An 18,190-nucleotide genomic window follows, 5' to 3' on the forward strand; every position below is an offset into this window, starting at 1 on the left:
AACCTTCGCGCCAATCCCCCTATTCCAGCCGGACGATGTGAGCAACCGCACTCCCCCGGCCCCGCACCTTGGCGTGCGGCCCGCAGGGCATGGCTCAGGTCCAGCCCGTGGCGGCGAGCAGCCGTTGCTCGAACATGGGAATCATCGATTCGGCGTAGGTCCTGCTCAGGTGGTTGTCGTCCTTGTAGACGTAGACGTTGCCCACCACAGCTGGGCAGACGCCGCGGGCGCAGATGAAGTCACTCATGTCCATCAGGTGCAGGCCGTCCACCTTGCCGCGGTAATTTTCCAGCGGCGAAGGCTCCACCAGGGACTCGGCAAGGGGCGGGTTGCATTCCGGTGCGTCGGCACCGTTGCGCTGGACGCACTCTGGCATGTTGAACGTGAACCGGGGGTTGTCGCGGATGCCCAGAATTTCGATCCCAGCGTCAGCAAACGGGCGGATGCCGTCCAGGTAGCCGGGGACTTCAGTTTCGAACGGGGCTTCCTCGTGCGTCAGTGATGCCACGGTGAAGACGGCGTCGGGCCGGTGTTCCAGCACGTAATCAGCGCTTGCCCTGTTGTAGGCGTTGCATTCGGCGGTCCTGGTGTCCGACTCGGCACCGAACCTGCAGGCAGGCATCAGGAGAGTGACCAGTTCCCAGCCTTTGGCCGCGGCGATGGGGGCCAGCGCACCGAGATACTGCTGCGAGTGGGAGTCACCCAGGACGACGATCCGCTTGGTCCCGCCGCCTTCGGGGATCTCCTGGCGGCAGCCCTCGAGGATGGGATCGTCCGTGGAATTGGACCCGACGCAGGGGGTCTGGATACCGGCCCAGTCATTGTCCAGGGCTGAGGGGCCCGGGATGATCCTCGCGGCGGGAGCGGGGTCCGCTTCGATCCCCGGGGTGAGCGCCGCGGCGCCGGGCGTCAGCTCCCTCGGCTGGGCCGCCGTCGCGGTTTCTTCCGCGGTGAGGAAGGTCTGCCAGACGGAAACGGGTCCGGCGAGGATGGCACCACAGGCGGCAATGACGACGGCGGTGCGCCAGGCCCGCAGCTTGGGCCAGTGCCAGTCCCGCAGCGGTTTCTCCACGAACCGGGTGGTGAGGACGGCCAGCAGGACGGACGCGCCGACGATGCCCAGCCCCTGCATGAGGTTCGGAGCTTCGACGCCGGTGGCCGCGAGCGCAAGGACCAGCACCGGCCAGTGCCACAGGTACAGGGCGTACGAGTTGTCGCCCAGCGCCACGGCCGGCCTGCTGCTGAGTACGCGGTCCACGCCGTACCGGCTGCCCGTTTGTCCCGCCACGATGATCGCGGCGGCGGACAGGGTGGGCCACAGCGCCACGAAACCGGGGAAGGACCTGTCCACCGTCAGGAGGAGGCCGCACGACACCATTCCCACCAGGCCGGCCCAGCCCAGTACAACGCGCAGCGCCTTCCCGGGTTTGAGGTACGGCAGTGCGAGCGCCAGCAGGGAGCCCAGGGTGAACTCCCATAGCCTGGCCCTGGTGTCGAAGTAGGCGTAGGCCTGGTTGCCGGCCGTTTGCTCAACGGAGTAGGCCAGCGACACGGCGAACACGGCGCCGAAGCCGATACCCAGGAGGCCACGGTAGGTCAGCCCTGCGCAGGCCGGGAGGCGGCGCAGCGCAGCGAGGATGCCGGCGGCGGCCGCGAAGATGAGCGGCCAGAGGATGAAGACCTGGCCCTGGATGGACAGCGACCAGAAGTGTTGCAGCGGGCTGGCTCCGGCGTGGTCCTGGGCGTAGTAGTCCACAGCGGTATCGGCGAGCAGCCAGTTTTGCCGGTACAGCAGGGAGGCCCAGGCCTGGTCCAGGATCTGCGGCCAGCGGCCCTGCGGCAGGATCAGCCAGGTGCCGGCGAGCACGCCGAGGATCACCACGACGGCGGCGGGCAGCAGGCGCTTGAAGAGGTGCAGCCAGTGCCCCAGCAGACCGAAGGGGCGGCCCGTTTCGGCTTTCCGCACGAAGGACAGCGTGAGGAGGAAGGCGGAGATGAGCAGGAAGATGTCCACGCCGCCGGAAACCCTTCCCAGCCAGACGTGGTAGGCCACGACCATCAGGACAGCGAGGGCCCGCAGTCCCTGGACCTCGGGCCTGAAAGAGGCCGCCTGGGTCTTGGCCCCGGCCGCCGGCTGCACCTTATCGCTGCCTGTCATTTCCACCCCGTTGCTTCGAAGAAGCGCCTGCCAAACTCGTCCGCCATGCTCTCCGTGTATTCGGCCGTGAGGTGGTTGTCATCCAGGTACACGAAGATGTTCCCCACCACTCCCGGACATTCCATTGCCGTACAGATACGGTCTGTGAGGTCCAGGATTGCCAGGCCCGGCAGGCTGTCCTTGAGCGTGGCAAGGGGATTCTCCGGCGCAAGGGAGTCCCGTACGGCCGGGCGGCAGGACTGGGCGTCCGGGCCGTCCGTCACGACACATTCGGCCATGTTGAACGTAAACCGGGGGTTGTCCCTGAGCGCCACCACGTCGATGCCCTTGTCGATCCACGGCCCCACCAGGTCCGCGAAGCCCGGCGTCAGCTCCTCTGCGGAACTGGAAGGCGCCGCAGCGGTGCCCAGCAGGATGATGGCGTCCGGCTGCTGCCGCTCGATCTCCTTCTGCACGGAAGCGTTGTAGGTCTCGCAGTCATCGCTGGCCGCCTTCCCGGCCGGCGCGACTTTGCAGGCGCCTTTCAGCATGGAGTACAGGAGCCAGTTGTTTTGGGCGGCGATGGGCTTGACGGCCCCGGACCACTGCTGCGCATGGCTGTCCCCCAGCACCAGGACGCGGCGCGCTGGATTACCGGACGGCTTTTGTTCAAAGCAGGTGTCCTTTACCGCCTGGTCCTGCGGAGTGATGTCGCCCGTGCAGGGTCCGTCGAGTGAAACCCAGTTCTGGGGCAGGTCGGTGGCAGTCGGCAGCAGGGTGACGTCGCCGGCGGGCACGGTACCGGCGAACGCCGGATCCAGAGCCCGCGAGCCCGGATTGTTCGCCACTTTCTGCTCCTGGGCCACCCGGCGCTCTGTGTCCAGCTGGTTGCGCCACAGAGCCAGGGGCGCCGCTGCCACGGAGACGGCCAGCATGATGGCCAGGACGGCACGGCGTTTCCTGGCCTCGGGCCACTTCCATTCCCGCCAGGGCTTTTCGATAAAACGGGTGGTCAGGTACGCGAGTGCGAGCGCCGAGACGATGATGACCGTGCCGGAAAGCCAGCCCGCATGCTCCTTGCCGGTCCAGGCCAACGCGAGCACCAGCACCGGCCAGTGCCAGAGGTACAGCCCGTAGGAGATGTCTCCCAGCCTGACCAGGGGTTTGGAGCTGAGGATCCGGTCCACACCGGCCGGGCTTTGCGTCTGGCCGGCCACAATGACGAAGGCGGCCGCCACGGTTGGCCACAGTGCTGCCACGCCCGGGAATGCTGCCTGGACGTTGAGCAGGATGCCGCAGGCGAGCATGGCGATGACACCCACCCAACCCATGACGATGCGCACGGCACGGGAGAGCCGCAGCCCGGGAAGGAGGAGGGCCACCAGCGTGCCCAATGCGAATTCCCAGAGCCGGGCGCCCGTGTCGAAGTACGCCTGGACCTGGTTGGTGGCCGTGAAGTAGATCGAATACGCCAGCGAGACGAGGAACACGAGGAAGAACACGTAGGCCAGCAGCGGCCGGTAGGAGAGCCTGAACCGGCGGGCCGCCCAGGCGGCTGCGAGGAAGATCAGCGGCCACAGGATGAATACCTGGCCCTGGATGGACAGAGACCAGAAATGCTGCAGGGGGCTGGCAAGGCTGTGGTCATTCGCGTAGTAGTCAACGGCCTGCGCCTGCAGAAGCCGGTTCTCCGAGTAGAACAGCGACGCCCAGCCCTGGTCGATGAGGTCCAGCCACCGGGTCCGCGGCAGGACCAGGTACGAGACGGCCAGGGTGGCGACGATAACGGTGACTGCGGCGGGAAGGAGCCTCCGGAACAGGTGCAGCCAGTGCTTGAGCAGGGCAAAGGGCTCCCTGCGCTCGTGGCGCCCGACGAACTGGAAGGTCATCAGGAATGCGGAGATCAGGAGGAAGACGTCCACGCCCCCAGACACCCTTCCAAACCACACGTGGTAGGTCACCACCATGAGGACAGCGAGGGATCGAAGGCCCTGGATTTCGGGGCGGTATGACGACTTTCGGGACGCCTGCCGGCGGTCAGCGGCAGGCGCCGTCGCTCCCTTGGTCCACAGTGTTGGCACAATCAAACCCTTCGGAGCGCGTAATCAACCGTCAAGTTTAGCGGAAGGCGGCACTCCTGCCCGAATCTACCGCGTGTCGTTCCGGTAGCCTGCCGGCCAGATACCGGGCATCACGGACGCTTCCGGTCACCGTGGCGGACGCCGCGGCGTACTGGAAATTCCGGCCGAGGAAGTAGAGGCCAGGAGTGTCCAGCGCTTCCCCGCGGTACTGCCGCGGCCCTCCCCCGGCGCCCGCCAGGGCCGGGTCAACCCAGTCCAGGTCCTCCTGGTATCCCGTGCACCAGATGACGTTCGCGACGTCCGCGCGCGCCCCGTCTGCGAGGACCGGCAGCCCGTCCTCCACGCCGCTGACCCGGGGGACGAACTGGACGCCGGCGGCAGCGAGGTCGCTGCGCTTGGTCCTGATCAGCGGTGCTCCGTGGGCTGTGAACTCCGGCGCAATCTTCCGTCCCACCGGGGTGCCCAGGCTCAGGATGTGCAGGCCGGCGAACCGGACCAGGGGCAGGATGAAGCGGGCCGTTGTCCGGCCGTGCTTGAACGGCATTTCCTTGGGCGCGTTCGCGGCAACAAACGTTGCGTGGGTACGGGCAACCTCCTTGGCGATTTCGGCTCCGGAGTTGCCCAGTCCCACCACCAGGACGGGGCCGTCCTGGAGCTGCGCGGGGTTCTTGTAGGCGCTGGAGTGGAGCTGCACGATTGAGTCCTTCAGTTCCGCGGCAAACGGCGGAACCTTGGGAGTCCGTTCCGCGCCCGTGGCCAGGACCACGTTGCGGGCCTCCCAACGCTCTCCTTTGGCGGCGGCCACATAGCGGCCGCCTTCACGCCAGAGGCGCTCCACCCTGACTCCCGTCAGCACGGGAAGCTTCAGGCCGTCGGCGTAGCGTTCCAGGTAGTCGGCCATGGTGTCCTTGCCGGGAAAGGACAGCGGATCCGCCGGGAAGGGAACTCCGGGAAGGCCGTTGTATTTTGCCGGGGTGAAGAGGCGCAGGGAGTCCCAGCGCAACCTCCAGCTGTCACCGATTCTCGGGTTGGCATCGAGAATCAGGAATCGCCGGCCTTGGCGGGACAGATGGTGGCCGATCGCCAGCCCTGCCTGCCCGCCGCCGATCACCAGGGTGTCCAGCACTTCCGGAGCGCTGTTGGTACCTGCAGTACCGGTGGTGTTCTCGTTCATGCTCTGAGGCTATGCCCGGGCCCGCCCGGCATGCGTCGGCGAAAATGTGCAACTCCCAGAGGCACTCCGTGGGTATTTCTACCCAGGGCCATCAGCCGGCCAGCCCGTGCTCGAAGGCATAACGCGTGGCTGCTGCCCGCGACGTGAGGCCCAGCTTGAGGAAGATGTTGCTGACATGGCGTGCCACAGTCTTTTCACTGAGGAAGAGCCCGACGGCGATGGCACGGTTTCCCTGTCCGGACGCCACCAGCCGCAGGACCTGTTCCTCGCGCGGGGTGAGCGGGCCGGCACCTTTGCCTCGGCCACGCGGCATCAGCGAGGCCGCCCACGCAGCGGCAGGCGCTGCACCGAGCCCGGTCAGGGCCTCGTGGGCGGCGGTCAGCTCCATGTCAGCCGACGTTTCGTCGCCCATCCCAAGGCAGGCCTGCCCGATGAGCACCCTGCACCGGGCGGCCTCGTAGGGCACGCCGAGGTCGAACCAGAGCCTCCATGCCCGCCGCAGGGCCGTGCAGGCCCCCAGGGGGTCCCCCTCTGCCAGCAGGACGGCGCCGTCGGCCTGTGCCGCAACGGCGCGCACCATGGGCGTGGCGGAGCCTGCGGCGAAGCGGCCCAGTTCATCGGCTCCCTGCCGTGCCGCCGCCACATCCGGAACCGCCAGTTCAATCTCCACCAGCGCCGGCAACAGGTGCCGTCGGATGACGGCATCCGCGGTTCCGGCAGCCCTGCGGATCATCGACTGTGCCTGCTGAAGGTCTCCGCGCTGAAGCAGCAGAAGGGCCAGGCCGGGTTGCGGCTCGTACCCGCTGTTGGCAGCCGTCCTGAAGGAGAGGCCGGCGGCTTCCAGCTGGCCGCGAAGCCGTTGCACCTCGCCCCGCTGGTAGTGGGCTCCGAACAGCACCTCGGGATCGTTGTCCGCAGCGCGCGCATCCGCCGTGGTTGCCGCAGCAAGCGCCTCTTCCCAGGCACCGTGCCAGCGGAACAGTTCTGCCCGGTGGGCCTGGCACTGGCCGCTGAATGCCGCCATGTCCGGTTGATCGGCACACCAGCGGTCAAGTGCTGCCGTCCATTCCAGTGCCCGGCCGAGGTCGAAAGCCAGCTGGCAGGATGCAATGACGGCGCAGTAGGCAATCCCTGACGGTATGGCCGAAACTTCACCCGCGGTCACCGCAACCATGACCTCATCGAAGATCTGCAGGCCCTCCTCCACCCGGCCCTGCCCCACCGCTGCCTGGCCGGTACCGAGCAGGGCGAGCGCCATGAGGTCCCGGTCCTGGAAGGCCTGGCCGATGCCGGCGGCCCGGGCGAGCAGCTCAAGCGCTCCACCGGGGTCACCCTGGTGCAGGCGTGCCAGGGACGTCGGGATCAGCAGGAACCCCTCGACGGCGTCGGGCCGCGGGATCTCTGCCACCAGCCGCTGCCCCCGGGCCAACCACCCGCCCGCGCGTTCTCCGTCGCCAAAGTGCATGAGGTGGATTGCCATCCAGCCCGCACAGCGGGCGGCCCCGGCAAGGTCCCCCACCACCAGGTATTCCTCGTGGGCCCGGGTCAGTGACGCAAACCCGGCAGCAGCGCTGCCGGTCAGGATTTCGGCGGTGGCAAGGCGTTCCAGGTCGGCCGCGGGAAGTCCACCCGATAGGTCTGCTTCCCGCAGTGTCCGGAAGGCATCGGTCCAGCGCTGCTCGCGGAAGGCCGCACGGCCGCGGTCCAGGCCGCCGTCCAAACCACCGTCCAGTCCTGTTTCAGCCGACACCTGGCCTCCTTCCGGATACCCGCCGAGCCGGCCCCCCGCCGTCGTGCGCTGGCCGCGGACGGTGCCTAAGCGTCACCGTACGCCGGGCACCCGCGCCAGACAAGCAGTAAGCCCATGGCCGGGTCAGGGGCGCAGCAGCGCCCGAAGGGTCCGGATGGTATCGGCCTCAGCGGCGGTCTTGTCCTCGCGGTAGCCCTTGACCCGTGCGAAGCGAAGGGCGATGCGGCCCGGGTACCGCGGGGACTTCTGCACGCCGTCGATGGCAATCTCGACGACGGTGACCGGCTCCACCCAGACGGTGCCGGCGGTGCGCCGCACCTCGATCTCCTGGAACCGTTCGGTCTGCCATTGCAACAGGGCGTCGGTGAGGCCCTTGAAGGTCTTGCCCACCATGACATACCCGCCGGGTTCGCCGAACTCGCCGTCGGGGTCGAGGGCACCGAGGTGCAGGTTGGACAGCATCCCGGTGCGCCGGCCCGAGCCCCACTCGCATGCGAGCACCACGAGGTCGTAGGTGAGCACGGGCTTGACCTTAATCCAGTTGGAGCCGCGCCGGCCGGCGGCGTACAGGGACCCCACCGATTTCAGCATGACACCCTCGTGGCCTGCCGAAAGCGCGTCGCGCGAGATCCGTCCGGCAACCTCCGGGTCCGCGGTGATCTCGCCCGGGATCCGGTGGGCCGGGGCAATGGATTCGAGCACCCTGATCCGCTCGGACAGGGGTTCATCGAGCAGGTCCCGGCCATCAATATGCAGCACGTCGAAGAACCAGGGATGCAGCACCGTGGTGCGTGCGGCATCGGCGCCGAACCGTGACATGGTCTCCTGGAACGGCCGTGGGGCGCCGTCCTCGCCCAGGGCGAGGGTCTCGCCGTCGAGGATCACATCGTGCACCGGAAACCCGCGCACCACCTCCACCACCTCGGGAAGCCGGTGTGTCACCTCGGCCAGGGTCCGCGTGAAAATGCGGACCTTCTCGCCGGACCGGTGCACCTGGATGCGGGCGCCGTCGAGCTTGTATTCCACGGATGCTTCGCCCGTGATGTCCAGTGCGGCCGTGACGCTTGCGCCGGTTCCCGCGAGCATGGGCTGCACGGGCCGGCCCACCTTCAGGCCCACCGCGTCCAGCTCCGCCGCTGTGCCGGTCAGCGCGAGCCGGGCCGTCGAGCCGAGGTCGCCGGACAGCATCGCGGCCCTGCGGACGGACTCGACAGGGCGCTCAGCGGCGCGGGCCACTGCATCGGTCAGGACACCTTCCAGCGCGCCCGTTCGCAGTTCGCCCAGGAGCACGCCGCCGATGAACGCCTGCTCCCGTTCGGTTGCCGCTGCGGTGAGCTCGCGGAGCGTGGCCGCGCGTTCGGCTGCCGAGCCCGCCCCGGCGAGGGCCTGGAGCCGGTCCAGCGCGGCGTCGAGGTTGGCGAGGGTGAGGCCGGGTTCCGCGGCAGGTTCCCCCATGGCTGCTGACATCCCGCGCCACCCGACGCCCACCCGCCCTTGGCGGGGTTTGGCGGTGAGGAGGCCGACGGCGGCAGGAATGTCCGCGGGGTCGAGCCGCTTCAGCAGCTGGGCCAGGGCGTCCACCTTCGCCAGCCTGGAGCGGGTGGACGCGACGGCGTCAGTGGTCCTCACAAGCTCGTCCAGCAGCATGGCAACAGTCTGCCACGCCGCCGGACCCTCGACAGGTACGGACGGCCGGTTCCAGAATGGACGGATGGGCATCATCGTTGCGAACCTGTTCATCACCCTTGACGGCGTGTACCAGGCGCCCGGTGGCCGGGAGGAGGACCCCACGGACGGCTTCGCCTTCGGCGGCTGGCAGGCGCCGGTCTCCGATGATGAAGCAGGGGCGGACATCGCCGCGGCCATCGACCGCATGGATGCCCTGCTCCTGGGCCGGAAAACCTACGACATCTTTGCCTCATATTGGCCGCACCAGTCAGACGAGATCGCCGGCGTGCTCAACCGGGTCCCGAAGTTCGTGGTGTCCGGGTCACTCACCGATCCCCGGTGGGAGGGCACCACTGTACTCCCGGACGCTGCGGCGGCGGGACAGCTCCGCGGGCAGCATGGCGAAGTGCAGATGTTCGGCAGCGGCCACCTCATCCGGTCATTGTTGGCCGCCGACGTGCTGGACCGCCTCCACCTGTGGCTGTACCCGGTGGCACTCGGGCAGGGAAAGCGGTTGTTCGACGCCGGGACCGTCCCTTCCACGTTCCGCCTCGCCGAGCCGGTCCGTTCCTTTCCCAAGGGTGCGGTGTCGCTGGTCTATGAGCGCACCGGCGACGTTGAAACCCGGGAGATGGATGCCACTTAGGCCGCCACTAACCTCGCTTCGCCCGGCCAGGGAACCCTGGCGGCATGGGCCCAGCCATTGACGGCACACAAAAAACCGGCCCGGCGGATGCCGGACCGGTTCTCTGTTTTTGCGGCATTACCCGCGGGACAACAGCCTTAGTGGCTGTGGCCTGCGTGCTCGTCCTCGTCAGCCGGCTTCTCCACAACAAGGGTCTCGGTGGTGAGAACCAGGGCTGCGATGGAGGCAGCGTTACGGAGGGCAGCGCGGGTGACCTTGACGGGGTCGATGACGCCTGCAGCGATCAGGTCCTCGTACTCGCCCGACTTGGCGTTGAAGCCGTTGTTGGTGTCGAGTTCGGCCACCTTGGCGGTGATGACGTAGCCGTCGAAACCGGCGTTCTGGGCGATCCAGCGCAGCGGCTGGACCAGGGCGCGGCGGACGATGCCGACAGCAGCTGCAGCGTCGCCTTCGAGCGCCTTGACGGCCGGGTCCTCATCCAGTGCCTTCAGGGCGTGGATCAGCGCGGAACCGCCGCCGGCCACGATGCCTTCTTCCAAGGCGGCGCGGGTGGAAGACACCGCATCTTCGATGCGGTGCTTCTTTTCCTTCAGCTCGACCTCGGTGGCAGCGCCAACCTTGATCACGCCGATGCCGCCGGCCAGCTTGGCCAGGCGTTCCTGGAGCTTTTCCTTGTCCCAATCGGAGTCGGTGCGGGTCAGCTCAGCGCGGAGCTGGGCAACGCGGGCGGAGACGTCCTCGGCCGAACCGGCGCCGTCAACGATGGTGGTGTTGTCCTTGGTGACGGTGATGCGGCGGGCAGTACCGAGCACCTCGAGGCCAACGGTGTCCAGGCTCAGGCCCAGCTCAGGGGAAACAACCTGCGCACCGGTGAGGGTGGCGATGTCCTGCAGCATGGCCTTGCGGCGGTCGCCAAAGCCGGGAGCCTTGACTGCCACCACGTTGAGGGTGCCACGGATGCGGTTGACGATCAGCGTGGACAGGGCCTCGCCGTCGATGTCCTCGGCGATGATGAACAGGGGCTTGGAGCTCTGCAGCGCCTTCTCCAGCAGCGGCAGGAATTCCTGCACGGCGGAGATCTTGCCCTGGTTGATCAGGATGAGGGCGTCCTCGAGGACTGCTTCCTGGCGCTCTGCGTCGGTGACGAAGTACGGGGACAGGTAGCCCTTGTCGAACTGCATGCCTTCGGTGAGGACCAGCTCGGTCTGCGTGGTGGAGGATTCCTCGATGGTGATCACACCATCCTTGCCCACCTTGCCGAATGCCTCGGCGAGCAGTTCGCCCACCTCGTCGCTCTGGGCGGAGATGGAGGCCACGTTGGCAACCTGGGTGCCTTCGACCGGACGGGCGTTCTCGAGCAGGCGGGCAGCCACGGCCTCAACCGAAACCTCGATGCCCCGCTTGATCTGGCCGGGAGCGGCGCCTGCGGCCACGTTGCGGAGGCCTTCCTTGACCAGTGCCTGGGCCAGGACCGTTGCGGTGGTGGTGCCGTCGCCGGCAACATCGTTGGTCTTGGTGGCAACTTCCTTGGCGAGCTGTGCGCCAAGGTTTTCGTAGGGGTCGTCCAGCTCGACTTCGCGGGCGATGGTGACGCCGTCGTTCGTGATGGTGGGTGCGCCCCACTTCTTGTCCAGGACGACGTTGCGGCCGCGGGGGCCGAGCGTCACCTTGACAGTGTTGGCGAGCTTGTCGATGCCGGCTTCGAGGGACCGGCGGGCAGCGTCGTTAAACGCAAGCTGCTTTGCCATGGTTGTGTCCTTTCAAGACAGAAACCCCGCGCAGCTGACCAGCATCAAGGCATGACCAGCGGCGCGGGGATCCGGAAGATTTACTTTACGACGATCGCCAGGACGTCGCGGGCGGACAGCACGAGGTACTCGGTGCCACCGGTCTTGACTTCGGTTCCGCCGTACTTGGAGTAGATGACTACGTCGCCGACAGCTACGTCGACCGGGACGCGGTTGCCGTCTTCGAAGCGGCCGGGGCCAACTGCGACAACTTCGCCTTCCTGCGGCTTCTCCTGCGCGGAGTCCGGGATTACCAGGCCGGAAGCCGTGGTCTGCTCGGCTTCGAGCGGGCGGACAACAATACGATCCTCAAGAGGCTTAATAGAGACCGACACTCGGACCTCTCCTTTTCGTCAGCAAATTCGTGGACTTGAAAGCCGTTTGCCGTGGCTGGCAACCGTCGTCGCGGTGCCGGCAGCAGCCAGGCTGGCAGCTCTTCATGTGTTAGCACCCTCCTAGGGAGAGTGCTAATGAAGACTCTAGGCCGGGGTTAGCACTCGGTCAAGGCGAGTGCCAGCCATTTCGTCATCGGAGAACACTTAGGCTGTACATTGAACCGGTGCGAGCCGCCTTCTTCCTGATCCTTGCCACCCTCTTCTGGGCCGGAAACTTCGTGGTGGGCCAGGCCGCCGTTCAGTCCATGGCCCCGCTGCAGTTGACGTTCTGGCGCTGGACACTGGCCGCCCTGCCGCTGCTGTTCCTGGCGCACGTGGTGGACCGCCCCAACTGGCGGGCAGTCCTCCGCCACTGGCCCACGCTGCTCATGCTCAGCGCGCTCGGCATGACCGCCTACACGCTGCTGCTCTACAGCGCCCTCCAGCACACGTCAGCACTGAACGCATCCCTGGTGACGGCCGCAAACCCGGTCCTGATCATGGTGCTTGCCGCGGTGCTGCTGAAGGACAGACCGCGGCCCTTGGGCTGGATCGGCCTGGCATTTGGCCTGGCGGGTGTCCTGCTGGTCCTCACCGGCGGGCAGCTGCAGCGGCTCCTGACCTTCTCGCTGGGCGCCGGCGAACTGCTGATCCTGGCGGCCATCACCGTCTGGGGCCTCTACACGGTCCTGGCCCGTCGCGTAGCCGTACCCGCCGTCACCTCCACAGCCCTGCAGGCGGCCATAGCGGCCGTTGTCCTGGCTCCTGTGGCCGCCGTGACCGGCGCAGGGTTCCCGTCCAGCCAGTCCGGGGCCTGGTCCCTGGCGTTCATCGCCATCTTCCCCTCGCTGGGCTCCTACCTGCTGTGGAACCTGGCGCTGAAGCGCACCAGCGCGGCAAATGCCGGAAACTACCTCAACCTCATCGCGGTCTTCACGGCGATCATCACCGTACTGCTGGGCCAGCCCATCACAGCGGCCCAGATTGCAGGCGGCGTCCTGGTGATTTCGGGGGTCCTGCTGACGGGTGCGGGCCAGCGCCCTCAGCGGCCGAGGTCGTCGAAGCCGACGTCCTCGCCGCCATCGGAGGCGTTGCCCCGGTTACGGGCCCGGTAGAGGACCACGGAGGAGGCGAGGACCACCAGTAGCGACGCCACCAGGAGGGCGATTCCTCCCGCCCGCGCACCGGAATACAGGCCGCGGATGTCCTGCGCTTCCTGCGTGTTGTCCTGGATGTTGTTACCGCCCACGGAATAGACAGTGGCGTTGAACGTGTCCAGGAAGAAGATGATGACCAGCAGCGCCAGGCACACCACTGCCAGCACCGCACCGGCGATCAACGCGGGCCGCGCGTACCTAGCCGGACCCTGGACCGGGGGCGGCTGTTCTCCGGACTGTTCGGGACCTGCGCTGTCAACCATGGGTTCAACACTATCGGCATCCCGCCGCAGCCCGGGGCACTAGGCTGGAACGCATGGCTCACGCTCCCCAGGACCAGATTGCACCACTGCTGACCCCCGAAGGATGGGAGTTGCTGGCGTCGCTGGGCCCCTACACCGAGGACGGGTCCTTCGCCCTGAACGGTGAACTCCGGAAGGCCGGCCACAGCCCCGAACTGGTGTCTGCCGTGCTCACCCAGTCCCGGCTCCGCACGAAGGCCGGAGCGAAGTTCGGCGAGTTCGCCCGGCAAATGCTCTTCACCCAGGCGGGGCTGGAACAAGCCACCCGCCTGAATGTTGCCGCCCGGCACGCCCAGCGGTTCGCCGCCGCCGGCGTTAGCCACGTGGCGGACCTGGGCTGCGGGCTCGGCGCCGATTCGCTGGCCCTCGCCTCCCTGGACATCGCCGTGACGGCAGTGGAGCTCGATGAAACCACGGCCGCGTGCGCCACGGTGAACCTCATCCCTTTTCCCAATGCGGCGGTTGTGCACGCCGACGCCACCTCGGTCCCCCTGGACGGGGTGGACGGCGTCTGGCTGGACCCGGCGCGCAGGGTCACCTCCACCTCCGGCACCAGGCGCATCTGGGACCCCGAGGCGTTCTCTCCCCCGTTGTCCTTCGTGGAGTCCCTTGCCGCGTCCGGGAAGGCCGTGGGCGTCAAGATGGGCCCGGGCATGCCCCACGATTCGGTTCCGCAGGGCTGCGAAGCGCAGTGGGTGTCCGTTGGTGGGGACGTCACCGAAGTGGCCCTGTGGTTCAACTCGGTCAGCCGGCCGGGGATACGCCGCGCGGCCCTGCTGCTGGGACCGCAGGGAGCGGCCGAGCTGACCAGCGGGGAGGATTTCGGGGAGGGCCCCGAGGCTCCGGTGGGCCCGGCTGAAGGGTACCTGTATGAGCCGGACGGAGCGGTCATCCGGGCAGGCCTCGTGGCCGACCTCGCGCTCGAACTGCGCGGGCACCTGCTGGACGAGCACATCGCCTACATCTGCTCGCCCGCCCTCGCAGATACCCCGTTCGCCCGCGCCTATAAGGTCCTGCGGGTGATGCCGTACAACGTCAAGGCGCTGAAGTCCTGGGTGAAGCAGGAAGGCATCACCGTGCTGGACATCAAGAAGCGCGGCACCGCCGTCACGCCGGAGGAACTCCGCAAGCAACTGCTGGGCGGCAAGGGCGCGGGCAACAGGAAGGGCGGCCGGACCGCCACCTTGGTCCTCACCCGCATCGGCGAGGACCGGGTGGCCATCGAGGTGGAGCCGGTCAAGCCGGCGTAGGCGTTACTGCGCGCGGGTAAATTCCTCGGCGGCCCGTACCTGGTCCGCCGTGGGACGCACACCGGTGTACAGCACAAACTGCTCCAGCGCCTGGATGGTGGCCACCTCAGCACCGGTGATCACCGGCTTGCCCGCCGCCCGGGCCGCCCGGATCAGCGGTGTCTCGGCCGGCAGCGCCACCACGTCGAAGACGAGTTTCGCGGCGTCGATGGCTTCTGACGGGAAGGACAGCGCATCGGCGTCCGCACCGCCTGCCATACCGATAGGTGTCACGTTGACAATCATGTCCGCCATGCCGCCGTCGAGCGCTGCACGCCAACTAAAGCCGTACTGTTCGGCGAGCGCCCGGCCCGCCGCCTCATTCCGGGCGATGACGGTGACGTCCGTGAAGCCTGCGTCGCGCAGCGCCGCCACGGTTGCTTTCGCCATGCCGCCGGCGCCCTGGACCAGGACCGAGTAGTCGGTGGGCACCGAGTTGGTGGCCAGCAGCTGCTCTATAGCCGTGTAGTCGGTGTTGTAGGCCTTGAGGTGCCCGTTTGTGTTCACGATGGTGTTGACGGAATCGATGGCTTTGGCCGAGGGGTCCATCTCGTCCACCAGCGCGATCACATCCTCCTTGTACGGCATGGACACGGCGCAGCCGCGGATACCGAGGCCCCGGACGCCGGCAATGGCCTGCTCCAGGTTGGTGGGCGCAAAGGCCTTGTAGATCCAGTTCAGGTCCAGCTGCCCGTACAGGTGGTTGTGGAAGCGCGTCCCGTTGTTGCTGGGCCGGGCCGAGAGGGAGATGCAGAGGGTCATGTCTTTATTGAGGATAGGCACCTGTCCATTAAACGCGGCCCGGGGAGCTTAGGCGCAGCCGCTGCCGGCAGGATAGGGCCCGACGGCGGCCGGCAGCTTTCCGGGGGCCGCCGCCCTTCCGGCCAGCACGGCGGCCAGCGCATCGAAGGCGGCGTCGGTCCGGCCGTACAGTGCAATCTTGACCGGAGCGGGGGAACCCTGCAGCGGCCAGGGGGCATCCAAAGTGACGGCGATGTCGCCGCCGGCGGGCGCGCCGCCGTACCCGATGAGGCTGACCAGTGGTCCCGAGCCGACGGCCAGGCCTGCGCGGGCGGCCGCGGCTTCAAACCGTTCCTTGTCGCCCGGTCCCCCGCCGGTTACCCGGACAGCGCCGGGGACCAGGGGTCCGCTGCAGTTGCCGGCCAGGATGGTGATGGCGGACCCGGAGACCTTGGCGGACAGTGCCGCGCCACTGCCTGCGGGGGCGGGCGCGGACCCCCTCCGCCCCTGCCAGATCATCATGGTGGCCACCCGGGTGGCGGCTTCGTCCAGCCGTTCCTTCGGCAGGGCACCGGAGGCCACAGCCTGGACTATTGCGGCGTGCGCCTGCGCTGCATCGGCCGGCATCAGGAGCAGGTCGGCCCCGGCGGCCAGGGCGGAAACGGCGGCGGAACCGGCCGGGTACTGCTTGGTGACGGCGCCCATGTTCAGGGCATCGGTCACCGCCACGCCCTTGAAACCGAGGCCACGCAGCGCGGCGTAGGTCCTGGACGAGAGCGACGCCGGCACGCCGGGTTCCAGCGCGGGCACGGCGATGTGCCCGGTCATCACTATCGGCAAGCCTGAGTCGACGGCTGACTGGAAGGGCTTCCAGTCCCGGCCGCGCAACTCCTCCACGCCGGCGTTCTGGAGCGGGAGGCTAAGGTGCGAGTCGGCGGTGACCGAACCGTGGCCGGGAAAGTGCTTGACGGTGGGCAGCACCCCGGCGGCCAGCATGCCCTGGGCGAAGGACACGCTCTGCGTCGCCGCAGCTGCCGGGTCCCCGGACATGGACCGGGCGCCGATGGTGGGGTCTTTGGGGCCGATGGTGACATCCGCGTCCGGCGCGAAGTCCAGGTTGAAGCCCAGCGGTGCCAGCTCACCTGCCACACCCTGCCCGGCGTCCCGCGTGAGGGCCGCGTTTCCAGCGGCACCGTAGCTCATGGGCGTTGGCCATTCGGTCAGCGGCGCTCCCAGCCTGGCCACGATACCGCCTTCCTGGTCCACGCCGACGATGCCGGGCCACGGGTCACCGTCAGCGGTGGTCGCCCGGGAGAGCCGCTGGTTGGCCGCCGTCATGGCGGCGACGTCCACTTTTCCCTGCGGGTCGCGGGGAACGTTGTCGCCCATGATGATGCTGCCGGCCAGGTGCAAACGTTCGATGGCGGCTGCCTGCGCTTCCACCTGCTGCCCGCCGTAGAAAGGAAGCAGGACCTGGCCGGCCTTTTGCTCTGGCGCCATGGCCGCCACGGCGGCTGCTGCCGCGTCCTGGTCGCGCTGCTGGGGGCCCCAGCCCAGGGGCAGGGAACCCGGATCAGGTGACGGGGACGCCGTGGTGGGGGCCGGCGTCGTACGCGGCGCTGCCGGGGACGTGCCGGGCGACGCCGATGCGGAAGCTGACGGAGACGACGCCGGCGTTGAGGGCGCAGGAGTGGGCGGCCCTGCCGTGCACGCGGCCAGGGCAGCAACGGACAAAGCCGCGATCAGGGGAAGGGTTTTGTGGGTACTGTCACGCAGGCGTTGGAACGGGGACATCAGTATGATGCTACCCCTGCGCTATAGACTTGAAACACCCGTTCGTTTGCCGGCACGTCCCGGAAGCGGCACCAGCCAGCGGCATCCCGGACAGTGAGGAAATGCGTGAAGATCGACTTCGCACCATCGAGGCAATCAACCCTTGGTGTTGAGTGGGAACTGGCGCTGGTGGACGGCCGCACCGGTGAACTCGCATCCGTCGCCAATGAGGTGCTCCGCGGTGTCGCATCCCGCCATCCCGAGCTGAACGAGGATGACGAACACCCCCACATCAAGCAGGAACTGCTGCTGAACACGGTGGAACTGGTTACGGGCATCTGCGAGACCGCTGCGGAGGCCAAGGAAGACCTCAGCCGCTCCGTGGCCGCCGTCCGGGAAATCACCGACCCCATGGGCGTGGAGCTCTTCTGCGCCGGCAGCCACCCGTTCAGCCCGCCACAGCTGCAGCCGGTGACGGACAAGGCCCGCTACGCCAAGCTCATCGACCGTACCCAGTGGTGGGGCCGGCAGATGGTCATTTACGGCGTGCACGTCCACGTGGGCCTGGACCGCCGCGAGAAGGCCCTCCCGGTGCTCGACGGACTGGTCAACTACTTCCCGCATTTCCAGGCCTTGTCCGCGTCCAGCCCGTTCTGGGGCGGCGAGGACACCGGCTACGCCTCGCACCGTGCCCTGATGTTCCAGCAACTGCCCACTGCAGGCCTGCCGTTCCAGTTCCCCTCCTGGTCCGAATACGAGTCCTACGTCCGGGACATGTTCACCACCGGGGTGATCGACACCATCTCCGAGATCCGCTGGGACATCCGGCCGGTGCCCGCCCTGGGAACCATCGAAATGCGCATCTGCGACGGCCTGGCCACACTGGAGGAAGTGGGCGCCATCGCGGCCCTTACCCAGTGCCTGGTGGACGAGTTCTCCACCACCTTGGACAACGGCGGCACCATCCCCACCATGCCGCCGTGGCATGTCCAGGAAAACAAGTGGCGTGCCGCCCGCTACGGCATGGATGCCATCATCATCCTGGACGCCGCCGGCAAGGAGCAGCTGGTGACGGACCACCTGCTGGAAACGCTGAACCGGCTGGAGCCCGTGGCGGCGAAGCTGGGCTGCACGGATGAGCTGGCCGACGTCGAAAAGATCATCCGCCGCGGTGCCGGGTACCAGCGCCAGCGGCGCGTGGCGGAGGACAACGGCGGCAACCTGCAGGCCGTGGTCCTGGACCTGGTCAAGCAGATGCGCAGCGGCCCCACCGCCTGAGCCGGCCCCCGAGTTCGGCGGCCGCCTGATTGC

14 protein-coding genes are annotated in these 18,190 nt (G+C 67.9%); 4 read left to right on the forward strand and 10 right to left on the reverse strand.

What is annotated here, in order from left to right:
* Nucleotides 1-94 precede the first annotated feature (94 nt).
* From AC1DBN_RS04650 to AC1DBN_RS04670, 5 genes are all read right to left on the reverse strand, one after another.
* The gene (locus tag AC1DBN_RS04650; RefSeq protein ID WP_477722644.1) at nucleotides 95-2,158 is read right to left on the reverse strand and encodes an acyltransferase family protein; all 2,064 of its coding nucleotides are present in this window, start codon (nucleotides 2,156-2,158) and stop codon (nucleotides 95-97) included.
* Nucleotides 2,155-4,218, reverse strand: coding sequence for an acyltransferase family protein (locus tag AC1DBN_RS04655; protein WP_314213885.1), 2,064 nt, complete (start codon nucleotides 4,216-4,218; stop codon nucleotides 2,155-2,157). Before AC1DBN_RS04655 ends, AC1DBN_RS04650 begins: the two co-directional genes overlap by 4 nt.
* A gap of 37 nt (nucleotides 4,219-4,255) precedes the next feature.
* Nucleotides 4,256-5,392 carry a flavin-containing monooxygenase gene (locus tag AC1DBN_RS04660; protein ID WP_091721809.1) on the reverse strand — a complete coding sequence of 379 codons (1,137 nt, stop codon included), beginning with the start codon at nucleotides 5,390-5,392 and terminating at the stop codon, nucleotides 4,256-4,258.
* A gap of 91 nt (nucleotides 5,393-5,483) precedes the next feature.
* Nucleotides 5,484-7,142, reverse strand: coding sequence for a LuxR C-terminal-related transcriptional regulator (locus tag AC1DBN_RS04665; protein ID WP_477722645.1), 1,659 nt, complete (start codon nucleotides 7,140-7,142; stop codon nucleotides 5,484-5,486).
* Between the two features lie 123 nt (nucleotides 7,143-7,265).
* Nucleotides 7,266-8,789 (reverse strand): ATP-dependent DNA ligase, encoded by a 1,524-nt coding sequence (locus AC1DBN_RS04670; protein ID WP_477722730.1) that lies wholly within the window; start codon nucleotides 8,787-8,789, stop codon nucleotides 7,266-7,268.
* Nucleotides 8,790-8,853: 64 nt separating this feature from the next.
* On the opposite strand from AC1DBN_RS04670, the gene AC1DBN_RS04675 reads away from it, so the two are divergent.
* Nucleotides 8,854-9,456, forward strand: coding sequence for a dihydrofolate reductase family protein (locus AC1DBN_RS04675; RefSeq protein WP_477722646.1), 603 nt, complete (start codon nucleotides 8,854-8,856; stop codon nucleotides 9,454-9,456).
* Between the two features lie 137 nt (nucleotides 9,457-9,593).
* On the opposite strand, the gene groL is transcribed toward AC1DBN_RS04675, so the two are convergent.
* Nucleotides 9,594-11,204 (reverse strand): chaperonin GroEL, encoded by a 1,611-nt coding sequence (gene groL, locus AC1DBN_RS04680; protein WP_056075200.1) that lies wholly within the window; start codon nucleotides 11,202-11,204, stop codon nucleotides 9,594-9,596.
* Nucleotides 11,205-11,284: 80 nt separating this feature from the next.
* Nucleotides 11,285-11,578, reverse strand: a complete 294-nt coding sequence (groES, locus tag AC1DBN_RS04685; RefSeq protein WP_003805290.1) for a co-chaperone GroES — start codon at nucleotides 11,576-11,578, stop codon at nucleotides 11,285-11,287.
* A 224-nt stretch (nucleotides 11,579-11,802) separates the two neighbouring features.
* Here groES and AC1DBN_RS04690 point away from each other — a divergent pair, with 224 nt between their 5' ends.
* Complete coding sequence (locus tag AC1DBN_RS04690) at nucleotides 11,803-12,732, forward strand: DMT family transporter (RefSeq protein ID WP_477722647.1); 930 nt, start codon at nucleotides 11,803-11,805, stop codon at nucleotides 12,730-12,732.
* Here AC1DBN_RS04690 and AC1DBN_RS04695 read toward each other — a convergent pair.
* Entirely contained in the window at nucleotides 12,660-13,037 is a 378-nt protein-coding gene (locus AC1DBN_RS04695) for a hypothetical protein (RefSeq protein ID WP_082497262.1), read from the reverse strand. The two genes, AC1DBN_RS04690 and AC1DBN_RS04695, sit on opposite strands and share 73 nt — an antisense overlap.
* 53 nt (nucleotides 13,038-13,090) lie before the next feature.
* On the opposite strand from AC1DBN_RS04695, the gene AC1DBN_RS04700 reads away from it, so the two are divergent.
* Nucleotides 13,091-14,326, forward strand: a complete 1,236-nt coding sequence (locus AC1DBN_RS04700; RefSeq protein ID WP_091721820.1) for a THUMP-like domain-containing protein — start codon at nucleotides 13,091-13,093, stop codon at nucleotides 14,324-14,326.
* A 3-nt stretch (nucleotides 14,327-14,329) separates the two neighbouring features.
* On the opposite strand, the gene AC1DBN_RS04705 is transcribed toward AC1DBN_RS04700, so the two are convergent.
* Both AC1DBN_RS04705 and AC1DBN_RS04710 read right to left on the reverse strand, forming a co-directional pair.
* Nucleotides 14,330-15,148: a shikimate 5-dehydrogenase gene (locus tag AC1DBN_RS04705; protein WP_477722648.1), complete on the reverse strand. Its 819-nt coding sequence runs from the start codon at nucleotides 15,146-15,148 to the stop codon at nucleotides 14,330-14,332.
* A 27-nt stretch (nucleotides 15,149-15,175) separates the two neighbouring features.
* Nucleotides 15,176-16,606, reverse strand: coding sequence for a glycoside hydrolase family 3 N-terminal domain-containing protein (locus tag AC1DBN_RS04710; RefSeq protein ID WP_477722731.1), 1,431 nt, complete (start codon nucleotides 16,604-16,606; stop codon nucleotides 15,176-15,178).
* A gap of 399 nt (nucleotides 16,607-17,005) precedes the next feature.
* Here AC1DBN_RS04710 and AC1DBN_RS04715 point away from each other — a divergent pair, with 399 nt between their 5' ends.
* On the forward strand, nucleotides 17,006-18,157 hold the full coding sequence (locus AC1DBN_RS04715) for a glutamate--cysteine ligase (RefSeq protein ID WP_477722649.1): 1,152 nt from the start codon (nucleotides 17,006-17,008) through the stop codon (nucleotides 18,155-18,157).
* Nucleotides 18,158-18,190: the final 33 nt, after the last annotated feature.

It is taken from the genome of Pseudarthrobacter sp. 10T415, from assembly GCF_056394175.1.

Coding starts and splice junctions, on each gene's coding strand:
- AC1DBN_RS04650 (WP_477722644.1), bottom strand. CDS start 2,158: ATGACAGGCAGCGATAAGGTGCAGCCGGCGGCCGGGGCCAAGACCCAG.
- AC1DBN_RS04660 (WP_091721809.1), bottom strand. CDS start 5,392: ATGAACGAGAACACCACCGGTACTGCAGGTACCAACAGCGCTCCGGAA.
- AC1DBN_RS04670 (WP_477722730.1), bottom strand. CDS start 8,789: ATGCTGCTGGACGAGCTTGTGAGGACCACTGACGCCGTCGCGTCCACC.
- AC1DBN_RS04675 (WP_477722646.1), top strand. CDS start 8,854: ATGGGCATCATCGTTGCGAACCTGTTCATCACCCTTGACGGCGTGTAC.
- groL (WP_056075200.1), bottom strand. CDS start 11,204: ATGGCAAAGCAGCTTGCGTTTAACGACGCTGCCCGCCGGTCCCTCGAA.
- AC1DBN_RS04695 (WP_082497262.1), bottom strand. CDS start 13,037: ATGGTTGACAGCGCAGGTCCCGAACAGTCCGGAGAACAGCCGCCCCCG.
- AC1DBN_RS04700 (WP_091721820.1), top strand. CDS start 13,091: ATGGCTCACGCTCCCCAGGACCAGATTGCACCACTGCTGACCCCCGAA.
- AC1DBN_RS04710 (WP_477722731.1), bottom strand. CDS start 16,606: ATGGCGCCAGAGCAAAAGGCCGGCCAGGTCCTGCTTCCTTTCTACGGC.